Below are 20,126 nucleotides of genomic sequence, written 5' to 3' on the forward strand. Positions count from 1 at the left end.
AAGCACCCATATATCTAGAATATATGGGTGCTTTTTATAAGTACGTAATTTACGATAAGACCTTGTATTTATTCTGCATCGTCAAGATTTAAGTTACGATCTATCTGCCAAATCAAAAAGGTACCAATACTCATCAGCGCAAACATCGCAATACCAATTTTGAGCACTGGGTTGACGGGGAATAGATTCAATAAAAGTCCACCAAAAATACCGACTGAAAACATAAGCGATCCTTGCAATGCACTTGCCATGCCCGCGCGGCGTTTCTGAAAAGCTAGTGCAATTGCCGATGCATTAGGCTGACTCAGACCCAAACCTGCAATACAGAAGAAAATACAAGCCAGTACCAGTGGTAACCAAGCATCGGTACCCAAAAACAGACCTATCACAAACAGCACGCCTGCAGAGATAACCTGCATCATCGCACCAAACCGCAGAATGCTTAAAATACGAAAGCGATTGGTCAGCCATTGGTTCAATTGAGTCAAACCTACAAAGCCCGCCGCATTCATCCCAAATAACCAGCCAAAGTGTGTCGCCGATACACCATAGGTATCCATGATCAGCTCAGAGGCTGAGCTGATATAGACGAACATCGCACCCATCAATAACCCACCACCAATCGCTGGATAATTAAAGGTTGGATCTTTTAATAAATCCCAATACTGACTAAGCACCTCTTTTGCAGGACGCACATTACGGTTTTCTTCGGTCAATGTCTCAAAAAAGAAAAACTTGGTAAGCAATAGATTGAGAGCACCAAAAGCAGCTAAAAACCAAAAAATGGAATGCCAATCAAAAAACTGTAAAAACAGTGCACCAAGCGACGGCGCTAATATGGGTGCTAAGCCCATAACCAAAATCATAATCGAAAACGCTTTTGCGGTTTGCTTGGCTGTTAGGCGATCTCGAATAGCAGCTCGGGTCACCACTGCTCCCACACAAGCGCCCAATGCCTGCATCGTTCGCCCTACAAATAATACATACTCATTGTCAGTGGTCGCACAAATAATGGACGCAATCACATACAGTGTCATACCTATATATAAAGGCTTAACACGGCCGACACGGTCACTAAAAGGGCCATAAAATAACTGCCCGAATACCAAACCCAAAAAATACGCTGGTACAGAGTTGGCCATAAATGCCGTAGACACGCCAAAATCATCTGCCATTGACGGTAACGCAGGCAGATACATATCAATGGATAATGGTCCTACCGCAACCATTAACCCTAGCATCATAATCCATGCAACAGGCAGATCAGCAGAGCGTACTCGTTCGGAGGCGATAGGTTTATTTGGGAGAGAGGATTTTGGGGCAGACATAGTTAGACCATTTATATAGTGATGATTACTTAAGCGCTTTTAAGATGCATAGAGTAGATATTTTTAACGACAATAGTGCATCTTTATCTAAATCTGTGCAAGCGGACAGTGTTATATCGTGCTGTCCACTCGTATTTCAATAGCCATAAGGGACTAATGAAACAAGCCATAACAACTAAAAACAATCAACGTAATTTGTCAAAATATGTTTGGTATATTTTTGATCCAAATACGGCTGTAAAAGTGACTAAAATTAAAGATGTTGAGAGCAGATCGTTCTAAATAAACCCTTTAACCTATAGCTTAAATTTACTTTTCTGAATTATTAATTTCGTCAAATTCTGCTTGAGTCATTATCTGTCTATGGTCTTTAAAAAAATTAATAACGCGCTCATTATTATCAACAAACCCTTGGATAATCTCTGGATGCTCTAATATACGGCCATCAACTGCTATTACATCTTTAAACGCCTGCGCAAATTGTGTATCGTAGCCGCTCAGATTAAATCTTTGGTTATAAGCATCATTCATTATTCTAACTTTGTACTGTAGTAAAAAATCCTTATCCAATATGGTATACAGATCATAATAATTATGAAAAGGACCAAGTTTTTCATTAGGATACTTAGCAAATATCAGTTGTAATGGACTGGTCTGATTTGACATACCATCTATCACTAGCATTTCTTGACTAGAATCAGCATAAAATTGCTCGATGTTTGACGTTTTTTCTAGTAGCGACTCTGGAGGAAAAGTATAGTAAAAATATTCCTTACCAGTGACAATTTTGCCATTAAGTTCATACAAGGGATCTACTTCTACTCTAAACACCTTCCCTAAGTCCTCAGAGGGACAATGAAACTCACCGGATGAGTTTCCTGATAAAGTCTCAGCTTGAAAGTTTAATACCAAGCTTTTCGTTGAGAACTCATCCAAATCGTCAGCATCATTATAGTTACATCTAGGAAAAGTAGTGACATACACTTTGTCTGATATTTCTGCTGGTATGTAAGCGGTAACTGGCTCATCTAGATCTTTTGGCTCTGTACATCCGATTACTAAGATTCCTATAGTATTTAAAATAAAAATGCCTATGAACCTTAGCATCGTCATAATCATCCTAGTTCATATAGTTAAGTCTTATTAATTTCTGAATAGAGTATACTTCTAGCACCAAAAGAATGTTAGCGGAACTGACGTTTACTAAATACGGTGCTGGCTTGCTTTGCTTTTCTCAGAGCAAGTTTGCGATTGCGTCCAAGCATCATCTTAATCTGCCAGATTTTTTCTTTATATAAGGTAGTCGCAGGCTGCTCATACATCGCATTGATCACGCGTTTACTCGCTAGTACCGCATCAGGAGAGCGCTCAGCAAACTCAGCCGCCAGCTGTTGTGCTTGCTCAAGCGGCGTCTCACTACAATGACTGATTAATCCTAATTCTTTGCCGTCATTGGCATTGATGATGCGTGCAGTCATGGCAAGCTCTTTGAGAACGTCTTCTCGTACCACCCCAAATGCTGATTGTGTCAATCCCATGTCCGGTACCAAACCCCATTTGGCTTCCATAATAGACAGCTGGCAATCCGGATGGCTAATACGCACATCACAGGCCAATGCCAATTGTAGCCCAGCGCCAATACAGTAGCCTTCTAGTACCGCGATGACAGGTACTGGTAGATCACGCCACACCAAGCAGACACGTTGGAATGAGCTTTGCCAAGGCTTAATCAGCTCCCAAATGGCAAAAGCTTGGTTTTTTGGATGGTTTAAATCTCCTAAATCAATACCTGCACAAAATGTGCCTTCTGCACCATTTAAAATAACCGCGCGTATCGTTTTGTCTTTGCCAATGCGCTCTGCCACGCTAATCAGCTCATCTATGACTTGAAAGCTCATGGCATTTTTTTTGTTTGGACGATTTAAGGTGACTGTTAATATATTGTCTACGACACGCACTTGTAATGTTTCATACTGGTAACTGGCGACCACGTTCATAATAATCCTTATTAATGAATAAAATAACTATAGTAATGATGGTCACAATATTAGCAGGCTTAACCCTACTCTACCGTAGCAATAACTGACTGCTACGATACTGTATCAATCGCCTGCCTTTTAATATTCGCACATTATCTGGCTGCTAGGGACTGGTAACGCATGGAACTCACTTACCCCATTGCACAATAACGGTCCGATTACGGGCCCTAAATCATTTTCCACGTCATGTCATTTTCGCTCAAACGATGATAATTTAGCTGAGGGTAAGCCGATAAATCCACGTTTTGTAAATTATTCAGTGCAGTAAGTAGTGCCTCATAATAAGGCTCAATCATCGCAAATTGTACTGGTGTTGTATGCTGTACATTCAATAAGCACTTGTCCTCTAAGTCTTGGCTAGCCTGACGTAGCTGCGGCACTCCTGTATAACGACTGCCGCCCAATATGCGATGAGCAATTTGTGCCAATAAGTTACGATCACGAGCTTCCCATGCTTGAGTCAGTGCTTGCTTTTCCTCGTTAATCGTATCGAGCATCATAATGATGAGCTTGGCGGCCAAATCAGGTTTGTTTGCTGAGCGAGTAAGCGCATCTTGCCAGTCTAAAACATCAGACGTATCCGTTGTACTGAGGTTTTTTTGATGAAGGTTGTGATCCGTTTGCTCATATAGCCTTTTATCCATATTCGCTGTTATGTCTTCAGCAGAATTATCTATCGGTTCTTTTGGTGGATGCAATAATGATTCTTGCCCTTGCTTATGTAAACGTAGGCTCTCATAGCGAGGCTGGTTCTCACGGGTGGTCTCTCGTCTATAATCGTCACGGGGCTGACTGTCACGCAAGTAGTCATCACGGATTTTTTTCAGTGATAATGGTCGAGTGACTTTTGGCGGTTCTGTGATTTCAGTCCTATTACGAACGCTTTCGTTGTCTTTGACCATCGGATAAATGGCGGTCTTTTGATCTGAAAGCGGCGTGGATTGTTCTGTGAGATTTAAATTTTCAGAGTCAGTATTTTGTAAGTTAGAAGCTTGCAAATCAGTATCAGGCAACGCTGTTAGTTGCGGCGTGGTGCTTTTTCGGCCTAGCCACTTTTGTAGTACTTGCAATAACTGAGGTTGGCTGATTGGTTTGCCAACGTAGTCGTTGATACCACTGGCGATAAGTTTATCACGCTCATCAGCTAGGCCATGTGCTGTCAGGGCGATAATAGGAATACGACTGTCCGTAGCCTCAATATTGCGAATTTGCTTGGCTGCTTCATGACCTGACATGCGCGGCATTTGGATATCCATGAATATCAAATCGATATGATTTTTGTCTTGGGCAGCGATTTTATCTTCGATCCCCATATCTTCAGCATAAAATGTATTGCTTGATTTTTTGTTGACCTCATCACGTGTTTCGGCTTTTGAGAGTTGCGTTTTATTCGATAGACTCTGCTTATCGTTTTTAGCAGATTTGATGTTTTTGGTTTGTTGTTTGCTGATAATCTCTATTGCATCAAAGCCACTGCTCGCTGTCATTACCTGAATGCCAAGCTCGCTCAGCAATGCATCGAGCACCAATAAGTTTGGCAGGTGATCATCAACGGCTAATACGGTTACGCCTTTCCAGCGTGGTTCTTGTAGGCTCTTTGGCATACTACGGTTTTGTGTATCGAGCATCGCGTACAGCTGTCTTTTGTCCAATGGCTCATACAAGATATTGGCTTGATAACGGTTTAGCAGCGCTTGGTCAGCCGCCACTTGATAGCCAAATACGGCAAGTTTGCCTTGATAATGTAGCCGTATCTGCTTGAGTAGCGCCATCATATCGTCTTGCGTGTCATCATCAACAATAACCCAATCCCAAAAGTTGCCATGCTCTTTGAGTGACTCGAGCACCCCTGGCAATGAATTGGCTTGGGTAAGTTTAATCGGCAAGTACTGCAAGCTGGCCTTCAACACTTGTATTGAGGCGGTATGACTGATCCAAACCAATACGTTAAATTCATCAGTCTCGCTCGCAAGCGGTGCCAATATCGGTAGCTCGATAGTCTGACCAGTTGGTGCTTCTAACACATCGACATGTGCTGGCATGCGAAACCAAAACGTCGCGCCTTGATTGGCGATGTTCTCTTGAGCATTGTCATGAAAGCCGATATCACCGCCCATCAAACGCGTTAATTGCTTGGAGATAACCAGTCCCAATCCCGTACCACCATATTGGCGCGTGATTGACGGATCACCTTGGCTAAAGCTCTGAAACAGCATTTTTTGATCAGCAAGCGAAATACCTTTACCACTGTCTTGCACGCTAATCATCAAATAGTTATCACGATGATCGTCCAAGCTGACCCGTACGACCACATCGCCACTATCTGTGAACTTGATGGCATTCCCCACTATATTGGTCAATACTTGCTTAAGGCGTAGCGCATCGCCATTGATACGCATGGGCACATCGTTATAGAACAATACGGCCATACGCAGACCTTTCTCCGCAGAGACAGGAGAAAGCATATCAACCACATCATAAATGGTGTCATACAAATCAAACTCATGACGATCAAGCACTAGCTTGCCCGCCTCAATCTTAGAAAAATCTAGAACGTCATTGACCAAAGCAAGCAGGTGAGCTGAGGATTTGCGGATGGTCTGTACGTATAAATCCTGTTCAGGATTGAGCTCACCGTGACGCGCTAATAAGTTAATAAAGCCATCGATACTGTTCAACGGCGTGCGCAGTTCGTGACTGATATTGGCCAAAAATGCTGACTTGGCTTGGCTGGTCGAGATGGCGGCATCACGCGCATTTCGAATAGAGATATTTTGCATTTCCATCTCATCAAATGCCAAACGCAGATCGTCTTCGGTTTGCTCGGCATGGTCTTTAAGCTCTTGAAAACTTCTATGGAGGCGACGGAATGTCTTGACCAAATCTTGCTGTAATAAATTAAGCTCACCGTCCGACTCTACTGGTACAGGCTGATATAAGTTATCGACATGGGTACGTTGTAATTGCAAACGCAGCTCATAGATAGGTGCAATCCAACGTTTTGAGTAAATATTTAAGCTGAGTAGTAAGATTAAAATAGTGAACAAGCCGGTAATGACCAGCGCCATCGCAATACGATAACGGGCGATATAGAGAGGTTCATTATCCATATCGACCAGCAGCCACAACGTCTGCCCTTCAAACTCACCCAATACGCTGCCATATGCCGTGCCTACAGGCGTTGGTTTTTGCGATAAAAACTTTGCTGAATCACTGATTAGCGGCCATTTCTCGTTCAGACCATAGCCTACAGTGGCCAGTACTTGATTGCCCTCATTGATAATAGCAATACGCTGTACGTGTTGCTCAGACTGCATACGCCCGAGTTTATCTTGTATGCTTTCGAGCGTCGTCATCGCCGTTTGCGACGCATCCGCCGCGCCACTACCTATTTGCTGACGCTCTTGCTCTAATAAATCAGGAATCAGCTCTGCAATGGCAGGTGTGTAACGAATCAGCACCGCTTCAGCCAACACTTCTTGCTCAGAATCGCTCGCTCGCATGGTTTCGTGAAATACCAAAATACCGCCCACCGCAGCCAACACGCAGATGGGTAAAAACACCAGTATAATCAGCTGCCCATAGGCACTGCTGGTATTGAAACGTTTTTTATATGCCATGCTCGCTCTACTCTCTACGAAAATGCTGTCTGTGAATTTTGTTACAGTCTCTACGCTACCATAAAAAATGCCTAGGCCTGCCAGCTTGTCTTTTAATGATACGCCTTTTATAGCTCAAGATTATCTTAACAGGATTCTATAAATGGCGGTTAAACATTAGAGGTTGGTCAAATAGTCACTTTGACCAACAGACCCTTGATAAGACGTGCTAAATGTTGACTTGCTCTATCACAAACTGACTTTATCAAAAAACAGCGTCGCCACACTACAATATACATTGATGCCTCATTCAAAAAATGACCAGTCGTAGGCTAATCCAGTGACCATTATTCTTTTATGCAGTAAGCGCAGCTAGCAACAAAATGATATAATGACGCAACTTTTTATTTGCCACAATAGACCGCTTACCCTCATGATGAATGAGAGCGTGCTCTAATGCCGCCAAGTTTTGGTTTGCTTCTCACCATAAACCAATATACAAAACGGCTGTCTCAAATTATGATCAAACAATAAAAAACAGTGATCCAATCAAAGCGATCACCCAAGTACATATTTTAAAAAATCAATAAGGATACCTTATGTCCGCGACGGCCATGTCAAATGCCAACTTTATCACTCAAGTGACCACGCTTGCCGATTGTGTCGGTCAAACGCCACTGGTTAAACTGCAGCGCCTACCTGAACAAGAGCATATCGAAAATGGCGCGACGTTATTGGCCAAATTAGAAGGCAATAACCCTGCTGGCTCTGTAAAAGATCGCCCTGCTTTTAATATGATCTATCAAGCAGAACAGCGCGGTGATATCAAACCCGGCGACACATTGATTGAAGCCACTAGCGGCAATACTGGCATTGCATTAGCCATGGTCGCGGCGATGCGCGGCTATCCGATGACATTACTGATGCCAACCAACTCTACTCAAGAGCGTAAAGATGCCATGATTGCTTACGGCGCGACGTTGATCGAAGTCGATGAAGGCATGGAAGCGGCACGTGATTTGGCATTGCAGATGCAAGCCGATGGCAAAGGCATCGTACTGGATCAGTTTAATAATCCTGACAATAGCCAAGCACATTACCTGACTACAGGGCCTGAGCTGTGGGCGCAAACTGACGGTAAAATCACCCATTTTATTAGCTCCATGGGCACCACTGGTACCATCACTGGTGTCTCACGTTATTTGAAAGAACAAAATCCAGACGTTAAAATCATTGGTTTGCAACCTGATGAGGAAGCTTCCATTGCTGGCATTCGCCGTTGGCCTGCCGCTTATATGCCGGGTATTTTTGACGCAGATTTGGTCGATGAGATTATGGATGTCGATCAGCGTATCGCTGAAGTCTACATGCGCAAACTGGCAAAAACTGAAGGTATTTTTGCTGGAGTGTCCTCAGGTGCAGCGGCATGGGCAGCAACGCAAGTAGCCAAAAATAATCTTGATGCCGTCATTGCCTTTATTGTCTGTGATCGTGGAGACCGTTATTTATCGACAGGTTTATACAATGTTGATGACAGTCATATCGATAATGATTCAGATAACGCAGCACAGTAAGCTTATAACAATGCAGGATTCTTTATGTCACAAGCTCTACCGTCCGACCCTATACTAGTTTTTGATATTGAGACGGTCGCCGATATCGATGCAGCTCGCCGTATCTATCCGCAATTGACCGATCTTAATGATGCAGATACGTTGAGCGCGCTGACGGCGATACGCACGCAAGAAGCAGGACACGATTTTATGCGCTTGCCATTGCAGCGCATTGTCTGTATTTCCGCTTTATATATCAAAGATGGCAAGTTATCGCTATTTTCGTTGACCGCAGATAAGTTTAGCGAAAAAGACATTCTTGCCAAGTTTTTTCGGGCATTCAGTGATCTTGAAACCTTGCCACAGCTCATCAGTTGGAATGGTTCAGGCTTTGACATACCTGTACTGATATATCGCGCTATGCAATATGATTTGTCAGCGCCATGGCTGTTTGAAGAAGGCGAACGTATCAAAAATATGCGCTTTGATAACTACGTCAATCGCTTCCATACGCGTCATCTTGATTTAATGGACAGATTTAGTCAGTACGGTGCCAGTCGCCGCGAAGCCATGGATATCGTCGCCAGTTTATATGGATTACCGGGCAAAACTGACGTTGATGGTAGCATGGTGGGCGCGCTCGTCAGTAGTGGTGACTGGCAGACACTCTCCATCTATTGTGAGTCTGATGTGATGAACACTTGGCTCATCTATCTTCGCTGGCTACGTCTGACAGGAAAGTTATCCTCACCAGACTTTGATGCTTGGCAACAGCAGAGTTATGACTATCTAGCAAAATATACCCAAGCCGATGGTAGCCCAAGACATCAAGAGTTCATCGCTGACTGGTCATCGGCACCCAAATTATAGAAACCGTATTATTAGCAGTTTGTTATTCTCCTCTTATAGTTATTTATTATTAAGGCAGGTTTATGCAACCCACCGATTCCAAAACGTCGACAGCAACTGATGCAACATCGCAGAACAATGTTACTCAAACCAGTGATACCCAAAAGATTGCTATTCCGCCTAGCAAGAAAAAATCTAAGCCGTCATCAAAAACGCGTCGTCGTCTAAAAGATGCAGAGCCGATTCCTTTTACCGTTGATAGATTGTCACATGACGGTCGCGGTGTTGCCATCTATGGCCATGGTTTTGGAGTTGATGACGGTCACGCTGAAGACAAGCATGGCAAAACAGTCTTTGTCAGTTTTGCGTTGCCAGGTGAAAGCGCATTGGTCAAAATAACCAATAGCCGTGCCAGTTTTGAGGAAGGCGATGCAATCAACATCACTGCCAATCCAAATCCTGAACGTGCTGTGCCGCCTTGCCCACACTTTGGCGTCTGCGGCGGCTGCAACTTGCAGCACTGGGAGCCAGAGGCACAGATAAACTTTAAGCAGTCTGTACTTGCTGAGATGCTGATGCATCAAGCCAATGCAGAGCCTGATAATTGGCTCGCGCCTGTCATCGGCGATCGCCTCGGCTATCGTACTAAAGCACGATTGGGCGTGCGCTATGTGGTCAAAAAAGAAACCGCGCTTGTTGGCTTTCGTGAACGCTCAAGTAACTTTTTGGCAGAGCTCAATGAGTGTCATATCTTAGACCCACGTATTGGTTTTGAGATCGAAAACTTAAAAACGCTTATCAGCACGCTAGAGAGCCGTGACAAGATTGCCCAGCTTGAGCTTGCGATGGGTGAGGAATTACCAGAGCTTCCTGATGGCAACCAACCCGTTGCGCTTATCGTGCGTCACTTAGAACCATTATCAGATGCCGATATAGACAAATTAAAAAGTTTTTTTGCGGCGCGCAATTGGCAGCTATATCTACAGTCGAAAGGCGCTGATAGCATCCAGCGTATTGCACTAACAGATGCTGATGATTTAAGCGAGCAATTTGGTCGTTTGTATTATCAACTGCCAGAGTATGATTTGACGTTTGAGTTTATCCCTACTGACTTTACCCAAGTCAATCTGTCTGTCAACCGTCAAATGACCAAGCTGGCTTGTGACTTATTAGACTTAAAAGCAGGTGAGCGAGTATTGGATTTATTCAGCGGTCTGGGCAACTTTAGCTTGCCACTCGCACGCCTCGTTGGTGAGACCGGCTCAGTAGTTGGGGTCGAAGGTAGCGAAGCCATGACCGAGCGTGCTGCTGACAATGCGCGCCGCAACAATATCGACAATACTGAGTTTTATAGCCAAGATTTGACAAAAGACTGTACGGACAAGCCATGGGCCAATCAAGGTTTTGACGCGCTATTAATCGATCCACCACGTTCTGGCGCTTGGGAGATTATGCAGTATTTGCCAAAGTTCAATGCTGAGCGAATTGTGTATGTCTCCTGTAATCCAGCAACCCTCGCCCGTGATACAAAAGCATTGTTAGAGCAAGGCTATCGTCTGACTCATGCTGGCGTCATGGATATGTTCTGCCATACGGGTCATGTTGAATCTATCGCTCGCTTTGAAAAGGTCGCGGTTTAATTTTGACCCTTATGATGTAATTCATGAGAGCATCCAAAATAGCCGTTTCATAGCAGCATGGCTCAACCCAAAATGTGGATGAGTTTTTGCCAATAAGTCGCGGCTATTTCACGTAATTAACCATAGTCATTACAGAGCCTCGCTTGATTTGTCACTTCAAAGTGAGATAATACTAAACAATCTTTTTATATTTTAAATAAGGGTATAAGAAGTACTTGCACTCATAGCTTTATATATTTTACGCGCATTTTATAGCTGCTAAAAATCAGATTTTTAGCAGTTGTATTGGTTTATAGCTGGCACTTTATGAATCGTTCTTTCAGAGTGTGTGCATAGTAGATGAGGTTATAATCAATTCAAAATAGCTAAGAGGAGTCGGCTATGGTAAAAATTCGTGAAGGATTACCGCTGGTGGATGGACAAACCACGCAGGCCGATAGTGCAGCACTTGCGGCGCAATTGGTGGCGAGCCAACGCTCCCACCAGTCTGCCAATAGTTACGCCCAAATTCCCCTCGATATCAAATACCAGCTGTCAACTCACAAGCTACATACGACTTTTGATCGATCAGCGGCACATACTTATGATGGCCTCGACCCTGCGCTTGAAAACGAGTATCTGGACAATACCTATACGCTCTCAGACGAAGAGCTCGAATCCATTGATTTAGATCAAGCCAATATTGATGTACCCACTTGGCTCGACAATGTGGCGAAGCGTATTGGACAAGAGTCTGTACCTCATCTGAGTGCTGCTTGTGAGTTTATCCGTAGTCACATGAATACTAGCGAGTCTGAGCGCTCAGGTGCTTACGTCACTGGTATTGGCATGACAGACATATTGACCTATCTCTATCAAGATGAAGACGCGCTGGTTGCGGCCATGCTATATCGCAGTGCACGCAAATCCATCATCAGTCTCGCTGAAGTCGAGAAAAATTTTGGTGCGGATATCTTGACTCTTGTCAAAGACACTTTAGCAATGGGGAAACTCTCAGAGATTATTGAGAGCAATAAACGCTTAGAAGATCATTTCGTCAATAATCAGCGTGACCAGCTATCAAATATTTATAGCATGCTCATCTCTGTTACTAACGACGTGCGGGTGGTACTCATCAAATTGGCAGAGCGTACCTTTGCCATGCGTGAGTTGACGTTCTCTAGACCCGAGCGTCAAACTCGTGTCGCACGTGAGGTCATGACTATTTATGCCCCATTAGCGCATCGCCTAGGTATCGCGCAGCTTAAATGGGAGCTTGAGGATTTGGCGTTTCGCTATCTTGCGCCTGATAGGTACAAAGAGATTGCCAAGCTACTGTCCGAAAAACGTAGCGAACGAGAGTCTTATATTCAGCGTGTAGAAGACAAGCTCAATGAGGCATTAGCGAATGCCGGCATTGAGGGCGAAGTATCCGGACGTGTTAAGCACATCTACTCTATTTACCGCAAAATGAAGCTCAAAGGCTTATCCTTTGACCAGCTTTATGATATTCGTGCATTACGAGTATTGGTCAATAATCCTTCAGACTGTTATCACGTCTTAGGCTTGGTACACGGTTTGTGGCGTTATATTCCTGAGCAATTTGACGATTATATTACCAACCCAAAGTCAAACGGCTACCGCTCACTACATACCGCCGTCATTGCCGAAAACAAATCGCTTGAAGTACAGATTCGTACTCAAGAAATGCACTTTGAAGCAGAGCTTGGCATGTGCGCACATGTCAATTACAAAGAAGGCCTGAAGAATAAAAAAGACAACTACTTAAATCAAAGAATCAGCTCGCTACGTCAGCTACTGTCTATTAACAACGAAACCCGTAATCAGCCGCGCTCAGCTGTCATGACAGGCGAAGAGCTAGATGACATGGAGTTTGACGAAGAAGAGCAACTCGTTGATTTTGATGAGCTCGAGCGTATCTATATTTTCAGCCGTGACGGTGACATTACCGAGCTACCAAAAGGTGCAACCGTTCTCGACTTTGCCTATTATGTGCATACCCAAGTTGGTAACCGTGCGCAGGCAGCCCGAGTCAATCAGCGCTATGTGCCATTGACTTATCAGCTAAAAACAGGCGAACAAGTTGAGATCATCACCAAGGCATCGCGTGAGCCCAATCGTGATTGGCTAGTTGCCTCACTGGGCTATATTCATACCAATCGCGCACGCTCAAAACTGCGTCAATGGTTCAACAAACAAGACCGTGATAAGAATATTGAGATAGGTCGTCAGATGCTCAGCAAAGAGCTTGAGCGCTTATCTGTGCATCCCAATAGCATCGACTTAAATGACTACATCCAGCATTTTCATGTCAATACGACCGATGATATTATCGTGGGGCTTGTCACAGGTGATATTGGTCTCAACCAGCTCACCAGCCATATTTCTCGGCAGCTACATCTGGAGCCTGAGATACCACCAGAAAACTTTGCACCGCATGTCGATACCAGAGATGCAAGCAAGCTCGATGCCTACAAAATCCGTATCGATGGTCTGGATAATATTGAAATCAACTTAGCAGGCTGCTGCCACCCTGTACATGGTGAACCAATTGCCGGATACATTACCTTATCGCGAGGTGTCAGCGTTCATAACCGCGGTTGCCCTGAGTATCTGCGTTTGGTCGAGCGTGATCCTGAGCGCAAAATAGAGGCAGCTTGGCAAGTACAATCTGGTCGCTATCAGCCAGTTGATATCCATGTAGAAGCATACGATAGACGCGGCCTGTTGCGTGATTTGACACAGATTATTGATAAAGAAAACGTCAATATCCGCAAAGTTGAAACGCTTAGTAACGATGACAATATCGCCTTTTTGAAATTTCATATTGAAGTTTCAGGGTTGGCGCATCTCTCTAAGCTACTCGCCAAACTAGAACAACAGCATGGTATCTTGCATGCTCGTCGCGCTGTGGCTTAGTTGAAATGCTAAGCTATCAATTATTCACTCAAAAATAGAGTTGTCATAAAACATCATGCCCGAATTGCCAGAAGTAGAAACCACCAAGACTAGCCTTGCACCATTGTTAGGACAACAGGTGATTGACATAAAAGTCTTTCAACCAAAGCTACGTTGGGCGATGCCAGATGACTTAAGTAGTCTGGTTGATTACACGTTAGATGGCGTTGAACGCCGAGCAAAATATCTTATTCTTAACTTTTTGCCCATAACGCCTAATGATAATGGTGCCACCGTAGCACCACTTAAGCTTTTGATCCATTTAGGTATGTCAGGTAGTTTACAGCAGCACAGTTATGGCACTGACAAACGTAAACATGATCATCTAATAGTAGTATTTAGGGATTCTGAAAATGCAAAGTCTCAGCTACATTATTACGATCCAAGACGATTTGGCTCAGTATTATGGTATAAAGATTACGGTAGCAAATTACTGGACCACTTAGGCCCTGAGCCACTCTCAGAAGATTTTACCGCAGAGTATCTGTATAACGTTATTCAACGTAATAACTTATCCGATAAAGGTCATAATGATACAAGTTCGAATAAAAGCTCCACGACCAAACGAGCACAGTCCATCGCACGAGCTATCAAATCTGTCATTATGGAACAAAAAGTCGTGGTAGGTGTCGGTAATATTTATGCGACGGAAAGCCTCTATCTATCAGGTATTCACCCTGCTACCCCAGCCAATCAGCTATCACTTGAGCAGCTGATAGTTTTAGTTGATCATATTAAAGATATATTAAAAAAGGCTATCAAGCTTGGTGGCTCAACGCTACGAGATTTCACAGTAGCTAGTGGTCAAACCGGTTATTTTCAGCAAACCTTGAATGTCTATGGTAGACAAGGAGAGCGTTGTCCACACTGCGATACCATACTAGAGAATATCAAGCTCAACGGTAGAGCCAGTGTTTACTGTCCAAATTGTCAGCCGCTATCTTGAGTTTAACTATCAGTCATATGCAATGTTGTCTTAAATAAAGACAAGTCCGCCACTATCTCAAAATAAATACAATCTACTTTGATATATTTTTTACTCACATAATAATCTCCCATGTATTCTTGTTGCTTATTGGTCCACATCTTGCTTTAATAGTGCTAGCGCTTACACAAATAGTGCGCACTATTTATTCTTCTGTAATACTTACCTTACCTGTCGTTGCCGCGATATTCCTATGTGGAAACAGCAGCAGCCATTAATCATACTCATTGTGAATTTTAGGATATCGTTATGACGGTTAAAGCCAAAAACAAACGCGCAGTTAAGCAGAAGTTGTTCCCTGTCTTTACTTCCTTAGCGTTAATGGCTGCTAGTATGCAACCTACTTTTGCAGCCATAGAAATAGACGAAACTGACTTTGGCCCTTCGTATGAGACGATGGTAGTAGATACGATTGTTGGTAAACCATTACAACTGGTCAATGCTGTGGCTGGTACCGCCGCCTATATCGTGAGCCTGCCCTTCTCTCTTATCGGTGGAAATGCCGATCAAGCGCAGCAAAAATTATTTGTTGAGCCTTGGGATGCTATGGGAAGATGTTTAGGCTGTACAGTTGCAGAAGACAACTATTATAAATCACAAGTTATTAACAATAATACTGTACGTATTGTCGTTGACCAACCATCAGAGATTTTGATCAATACTAACGATTACGTGGTTGTCACGCCATAAGCGACTGTGTTTAATGGTTTTTAGCACAAATCAAAAACTATAACTTTATGAATAGACAACAAAAAAGGCTAACTTTATGTTAGCCTTTTTTGTTACGTCATTTTAGTTAAACTAAAATATTATGCATTTTTCTTACTACGGCCGTGACGCTTACGCTCACTTTCAGTCAGATAGCGTTTACGGATACGTACTGCTTTTGGTGTTACTTCAACTAGCTCGTCATCTTGAATAAATTCAAGCGCTTGCTCAAGCGTAAACTTAACTGCTGGCGTCAAAGTCAACGCTTCATCAGTACCACTAGCACGTACGTTAGTAAGCTGCTTACCGGTTGTTGGGTTAACCGTCATATCATCGTTACGAGAGTTAAGACCAATGATCATACCTTCATACACTTCAAGCTGTGGCTCAGCAAACAACTTACCACGTTTTTGTAGGTTAAACAGTGCAAAGCCTAGGCAAGTACCGTTTGCCATAGAAACCAATACGCCGTTTGAACGACCACCCACATCACCGATCTTTTGTGGACCATAATGCGAGAAGCTTGACGTCATGATACCACTACCTGAGGTCAGTGTTAAAAACTCAGAACGGAAACCGATCAAACCACGAGCTGGTACTGTTGCTTCAATACGCATACGACCTTTGCCATCAAGCTCCATATTGGTCATTTCGCCTTTGCGTAGACCAACCTGCTCCATGATAGAACCCTGATGCTCTTCTTCGATATCGAAGACAACATTTTCATACGGCTCTTGTAGCTTGCCATCAACTTCTTTTACGATAACTTCTGGGCCTGAAACACCCATCTCGAAGCCTTCACGGCGCATGTTTTCAATAAGTACAGATAGATGAAGCTCACCACGACCTGATACTTTGAATTTATCTGGAGATTCAGTGTCTTCTACACGTAGTGCAACGTTATGAATCAATTCACGCTCAAGACGCTCACGAATATTACGTGACGTGACAAACTTACCATCACGACCAGCAAATGGTGAATTATTGACTTGGAAATTCATTGATACGGTAGGCTGATCAACCGTTAATGCTGGTAATGCTTCAACATTATTAGGATCACAAATCGTATCTGAGATATTAAGTGCATCGATACCCGTGATACAAACGATATCACCAGCCTGTGCATCTTCGACATCAATACGATCAAGGCCATGGTAGCCCATGATTTTTAGGATACGACCGTTACGTGTCTTACCATGCTTATCAATGACAGTAACTGGTGTATTAACTTTCACTTTACCGCGCTGGATACGACCAATACCGATAACACCAACGAAGCTGTTGTAATCAAGGCTTGATATTTGCATACGGAATGGTGCGTCTGCATCAACTTGCGGCGCCTGTACAACATCAACGATAGTTTTAAATAGTGGCGTCATGTCATCAGCTAAATCGTCTGCTTCCAAACCTGCAATACCATTTAACGCTGATGCATAAACCACTGGAAAATCAAGCTGCTCATCAGTTGCACCTAGATTATCGAACAAATCAAAAATTTGATCCATTACCCAATCAGGGCGTGAGCCAGGACGGTCAATTTTATTGATAACAACAATCGGCTTTAGACCTTGTTCAAATGCTTTTTGCGTTACAAAACGAGTCTGAGGCATCGGACCATCAACAGCATCAACAACCAAAAGTACGCAATCAACCATTGACATTACACGCTCAACTTCACCACCGAAATCAGCGTGACCTGGGGTATCAACAATATTAATACGGTATTCAGTTTCTGAAGTCTGATCTGTCCAACGAATGGCTGTATTTTTAGCCAAAATAGTAATACCACGTTCTTGCTCAATATCACCTGAATCCATTGCACGTTCAGCAATGTTTGCACGATCGCCAAAAGTACCAGATTGATGTAATAATTTATCAACCAAAGTTGTTTTACCGTGGTCAACGTGGGCAATAATTGCAATGTTACGCAGGTGTTTGATATCGTTCGCCATATAAAATGCTCGTGTCGTCTTAAAAAAATGCAGTAGCAATAAGCGCCGCTGGATAAACTCTTATCATCAATCAGATAGATATTGAATTCTAGATGATACACAATAAATGCTATCGCTCAGAAAATCTCAATATAATCAAATATCTATGCCGATAAATTCATCGTACAGATAGCTATGCTAATGTACATTCTGTCAATTTACAGAATGTTTGGGTGGCTAGTATAACATTATTGATTCATAAATTTATGAAATAACTTACTTTTCTCAATACATAAATAGAAAAAGCCACCCAATTGGGTGGCTTTTTTTGTAACCATATATCTAACTATACGATTAATTATCTAATACTTACTGAACAACCATATCTTTAGTTTGTTCAACAGTCATGGTTTTGTCACCAGTGATGATGGCATAAACACGACGGTTCATAGCACGACCTTCTTCAGTATCGTTTGATGCGATTGGTTGGTCATAACCATAACCAACAGTTGATAGACGGTTTGGAGCAATACCGAATTCGTTAGTTAGCATAGATTTAACAGCAACGGCACGAGCTTCAGATAGACGTTGGTTGTAACGTGCTGAAGGACCAGTTTTAGATGCATGGCCTTCTACACGAGCTGTAGAGTTTGGATACTCACGCATTTTTTCTGCTACTTTAGCGATTTCTGGCTTATATTGGTTTTTGATAGCTGATTTATCGTTATCAAAGAATACACGTAGTTCCATTTTCAGCTCATCAGTAATATCTACTGGTACTGGGCAACCGCGCTCATCAACCACTACATTCATTGGAGTGCCTGGGCATGCATCCATGCTATCAGGTACGCCATCGCCGTCTGAATCAAGGTCAGCTTCAACAACAACTACTGGAGTGTTGTCAACCATTGGCTCTTCCATTGGCGGTACAGCTACTGTAGGTGCTAAATGGCCACCAAGTACAACTTCTAGACCGGCCAAAGCCATGCCTTCCCACCAGTTATTATCAAAGTTATGAATGGCACGAGCTTCACCACGTAGGCTTAGTGCATCGTTGATACGATACATAGCACCTAGACCTAGGTTACCGATGGTGTCTTTAGAGTTAGATACTTCAGTACCAGCTTCAACTACACCTACAGAAGAGCCTTCAGCAGGACCATAAGTTTCTTGGTTTTCTACTTTGATCTTAGATTGACCAGCACCGATTAGTACATATGGCTTAAGTGCATTATCAGTGTAACCAGTAAACTCTTCAGTACCGATCAAGAAGTTACCAGAGATCATAGTTTGTTCGATATCGAAACGGTTAATACCTGCATCAGCAGAATCTTCAGAAGCTTCGCCGTTTGCATCAGATACACCATACTCTACTTGGAACTGAGTAGAAGGAGTCAGCTCGATACCTAAAGCTGCACCAGTGTATAGGCTGCTTTCTTTAGCTACGCCACCGTTAGGGTTACCACGAGTACCATCGCCAATAACGTTACCATCAGCATTGACGTACAAGTCTTTACCAGTAGTCAACACTTCACGCTGTTTATCAGACGTATCACCGAACTCTTCAGTCATGTGATAACCTAATAGTAACGGGCTGATAGTAACACCAGCGTTAGCTGCCATAGGCGCTGCTGTTACAGCTACTAGAGCTAGAGCTATTTTATTCAATTTCATGGACTTCCTCCAAAGGATAATTTTAGTGATGCGTTAAGCAAAACCGATTCTCAAGACGCTCTAAATTAGACATCTTTTACACATTTTGAGTTACAAAGCGAAACTAATTAAGACGTAGCTTAGCGATTATTAATTCAGTTTACAACTTTTTTCGTTAGCGAGCTACACATTATTACACGATAATGTTGTAACTAAAACACAATAGCCATTCTAATTTACCTAGAACTAACACACCTTACGCTTTTTATCTTTTGTATGTCAGTTCACGATAGACAGTGGAACAAATATTGCCTATCACTTACACATATTTTATTACAATTAATTATTTTTCTCTATTGCTAATATGAATTATTCACTAATTGAAACATTTTTTGACACTAGACATATATTCTGTTTATATTACAATAGTCAACATTATTTCATATTAGAAATAATTTATAGATAAGTAATAATTTTGTATATTGCCAACAAGCCAAAACACTAGTCTTTATCAAGTATTTCTCTTTACACAATGGGCCAGCTAGCTGTTGCAAATAAGCGCGATTATTTTATTTAGAAAATCTGAAGCTATAGGATGTAGCAACCTATGAAATCGCTTTATAAGACATCATCAAATTATCACAGATTACTAATAGTGTTTTTACCTGTATTTACTTCGGTGAAAGGAATAATTAATCATGGTAGGCTGATATTTCGAATCTTAGATTAACACACCAAGTGCAACGCTAATTAATACTTAGATTCAACATTGAAGTGCAACGCACCCGAAGCTAGATTTTACCTCAAGCGGTGTTCTAAACCCTAGCACCTTTCTTGGTCGATTATTTAAACTGTCTTCAATCGACTGAACTAAGTGCCTGCA

Annotated in this window: 12 protein-coding genes and 1 pseudogene; 6 read left to right on the top strand and 7 right to left on the bottom strand. The window is 42.7% G+C overall.

Annotated features, from left to right (window positions below; genetic code table 11):
- Positions 1-68: 68 nt before the first annotated feature.
- The 4 genes from JMX83_RS08210 to JMX83_RS08225 all read right to left on the bottom strand — a co-directional run bounded on the left by JMX83_RS08210 (position 69) and on the right by JMX83_RS08225 (position 6,987).
- Positions 69-1,328: a multidrug effflux MFS transporter gene (locus JMX83_RS08210; protein ID WP_201600465.1), complete on the bottom strand. Its 1,260-nt coding sequence runs from the start codon at positions 1,326-1,328 to the stop codon at positions 69-71.
- A 309-nt stretch (positions 1,329-1,637) separates the two neighbouring features.
- Complete coding sequence (locus JMX83_RS08215) at positions 1,638-2,441, bottom strand: hypothetical protein (protein WP_201600468.1); 804 nt, start codon at positions 2,439-2,441, stop codon at positions 1,638-1,640.
- A 71-nt stretch (positions 2,442-2,512) separates the two neighbouring features.
- A complete protein-coding gene (locus tag JMX83_RS08220; protein ID WP_201600471.1) occupies positions 2,513-3,325 on the bottom strand; it encodes a crotonase/enoyl-CoA hydratase family protein in 813 nt (270 codons plus the stop codon).
- A gap of 209 nt (positions 3,326-3,534) precedes the next feature.
- Entirely contained in the window at positions 3,535-6,987 is a 3,453-nt protein-coding gene (locus tag JMX83_RS08225; RefSeq protein ID WP_201600474.1) for an ATP-binding protein, read from the bottom strand.
- Positions 6,988-7,580: 593 nt separating this feature from the next.
- Here JMX83_RS08225 and cysM point away from each other — a divergent pair.
- The 6 genes from cysM to JMX83_RS08255 all read left to right on the top strand — a co-directional run bounded on the left by cysM (position 7,581) and on the right by JMX83_RS08255 (position 15,641).
- Positions 7,581-8,540, top strand: a complete 960-nt coding sequence (gene cysM, locus JMX83_RS08230; protein ID WP_201600504.1) for a cysteine synthase CysM — start codon at positions 7,581-7,583, stop codon at positions 8,538-8,540.
- A 24-nt stretch (positions 8,541-8,564) separates the two neighbouring features.
- Positions 8,565-9,389, top strand: coding sequence for a 3'-5' exonuclease (locus tag JMX83_RS08235; protein ID WP_201600477.1), 825 nt, complete (start codon positions 8,565-8,567; stop codon positions 9,387-9,389).
- A 62-nt stretch (positions 9,390-9,451) separates the two neighbouring features.
- On the top strand, positions 9,452-11,008 hold the full coding sequence (rlmD, locus tag JMX83_RS08240; RefSeq protein ID WP_201600480.1) for a 23S rRNA (uracil(1939)-C(5))-methyltransferase RlmD: 1,557 nt from the start codon (positions 9,452-9,454) through the stop codon (positions 11,006-11,008).
- A gap of 381 nt (positions 11,009-11,389) precedes the next feature.
- Positions 11,390-13,927 (top strand): RelA/SpoT family protein, encoded by a 2,538-nt coding sequence (locus JMX83_RS08245; protein ID WP_201600483.1) that lies wholly within the window; start codon positions 11,390-11,392, stop codon positions 13,925-13,927.
- 55 nt (positions 13,928-13,982) lie between these two features.
- A complete protein-coding gene (gene mutM / locus JMX83_RS08250; protein ID WP_201600486.1) occupies positions 13,983-14,912 on the top strand; it encodes a bifunctional DNA-formamidopyrimidine glycosylase/DNA-(apurinic or apyrimidinic site) lyase in 930 nt (309 codons plus the stop codon).
- A gap of 288 nt (positions 14,913-15,200) precedes the next feature.
- Complete coding sequence (locus JMX83_RS08255) at positions 15,201-15,641, top strand: hypothetical protein (protein ID WP_201600489.1); 441 nt, start codon at positions 15,201-15,203, stop codon at positions 15,639-15,641.
- Between the two features lie 119 nt (positions 15,642-15,760).
- On the opposite strand, the gene typA is transcribed toward JMX83_RS08255, so the two are convergent.
- From typA to JMX83_RS15485, 3 genes and pseudogenes are all read right to left on the bottom strand, one after another.
- A complete protein-coding gene (gene typA / locus JMX83_RS08260) occupies positions 15,761-17,611 on the bottom strand; it encodes a translational GTPase TypA (protein ID WP_201600492.1) in 1,851 nt (616 codons plus the stop codon).
- 348 nt (positions 17,612-17,959) lie between these two features.
- The gene (locus JMX83_RS08265) at positions 17,960-19,264 is read right to left on the bottom strand and encodes an OmpA family protein (protein ID WP_201600495.1); all 1,305 of its coding nucleotides are present in this window, start codon (positions 19,262-19,264) and stop codon (positions 17,960-17,962) included.
- A 742-nt stretch (positions 19,265-20,006) separates the two neighbouring features.
- Positions 20,007-20,126 (bottom strand): annotated as a pseudogene (locus JMX83_RS15485) (IS30 family transposase); the annotation flags it as partial.

It is taken from the genome of Psychrobacter piscatorii (assembly GCF_904846415.1).
Lineage (GTDB): Bacteria > Pseudomonadota > Gammaproteobacteria > Pseudomonadales > Moraxellaceae > Psychrobacter > Psychrobacter piscatorii.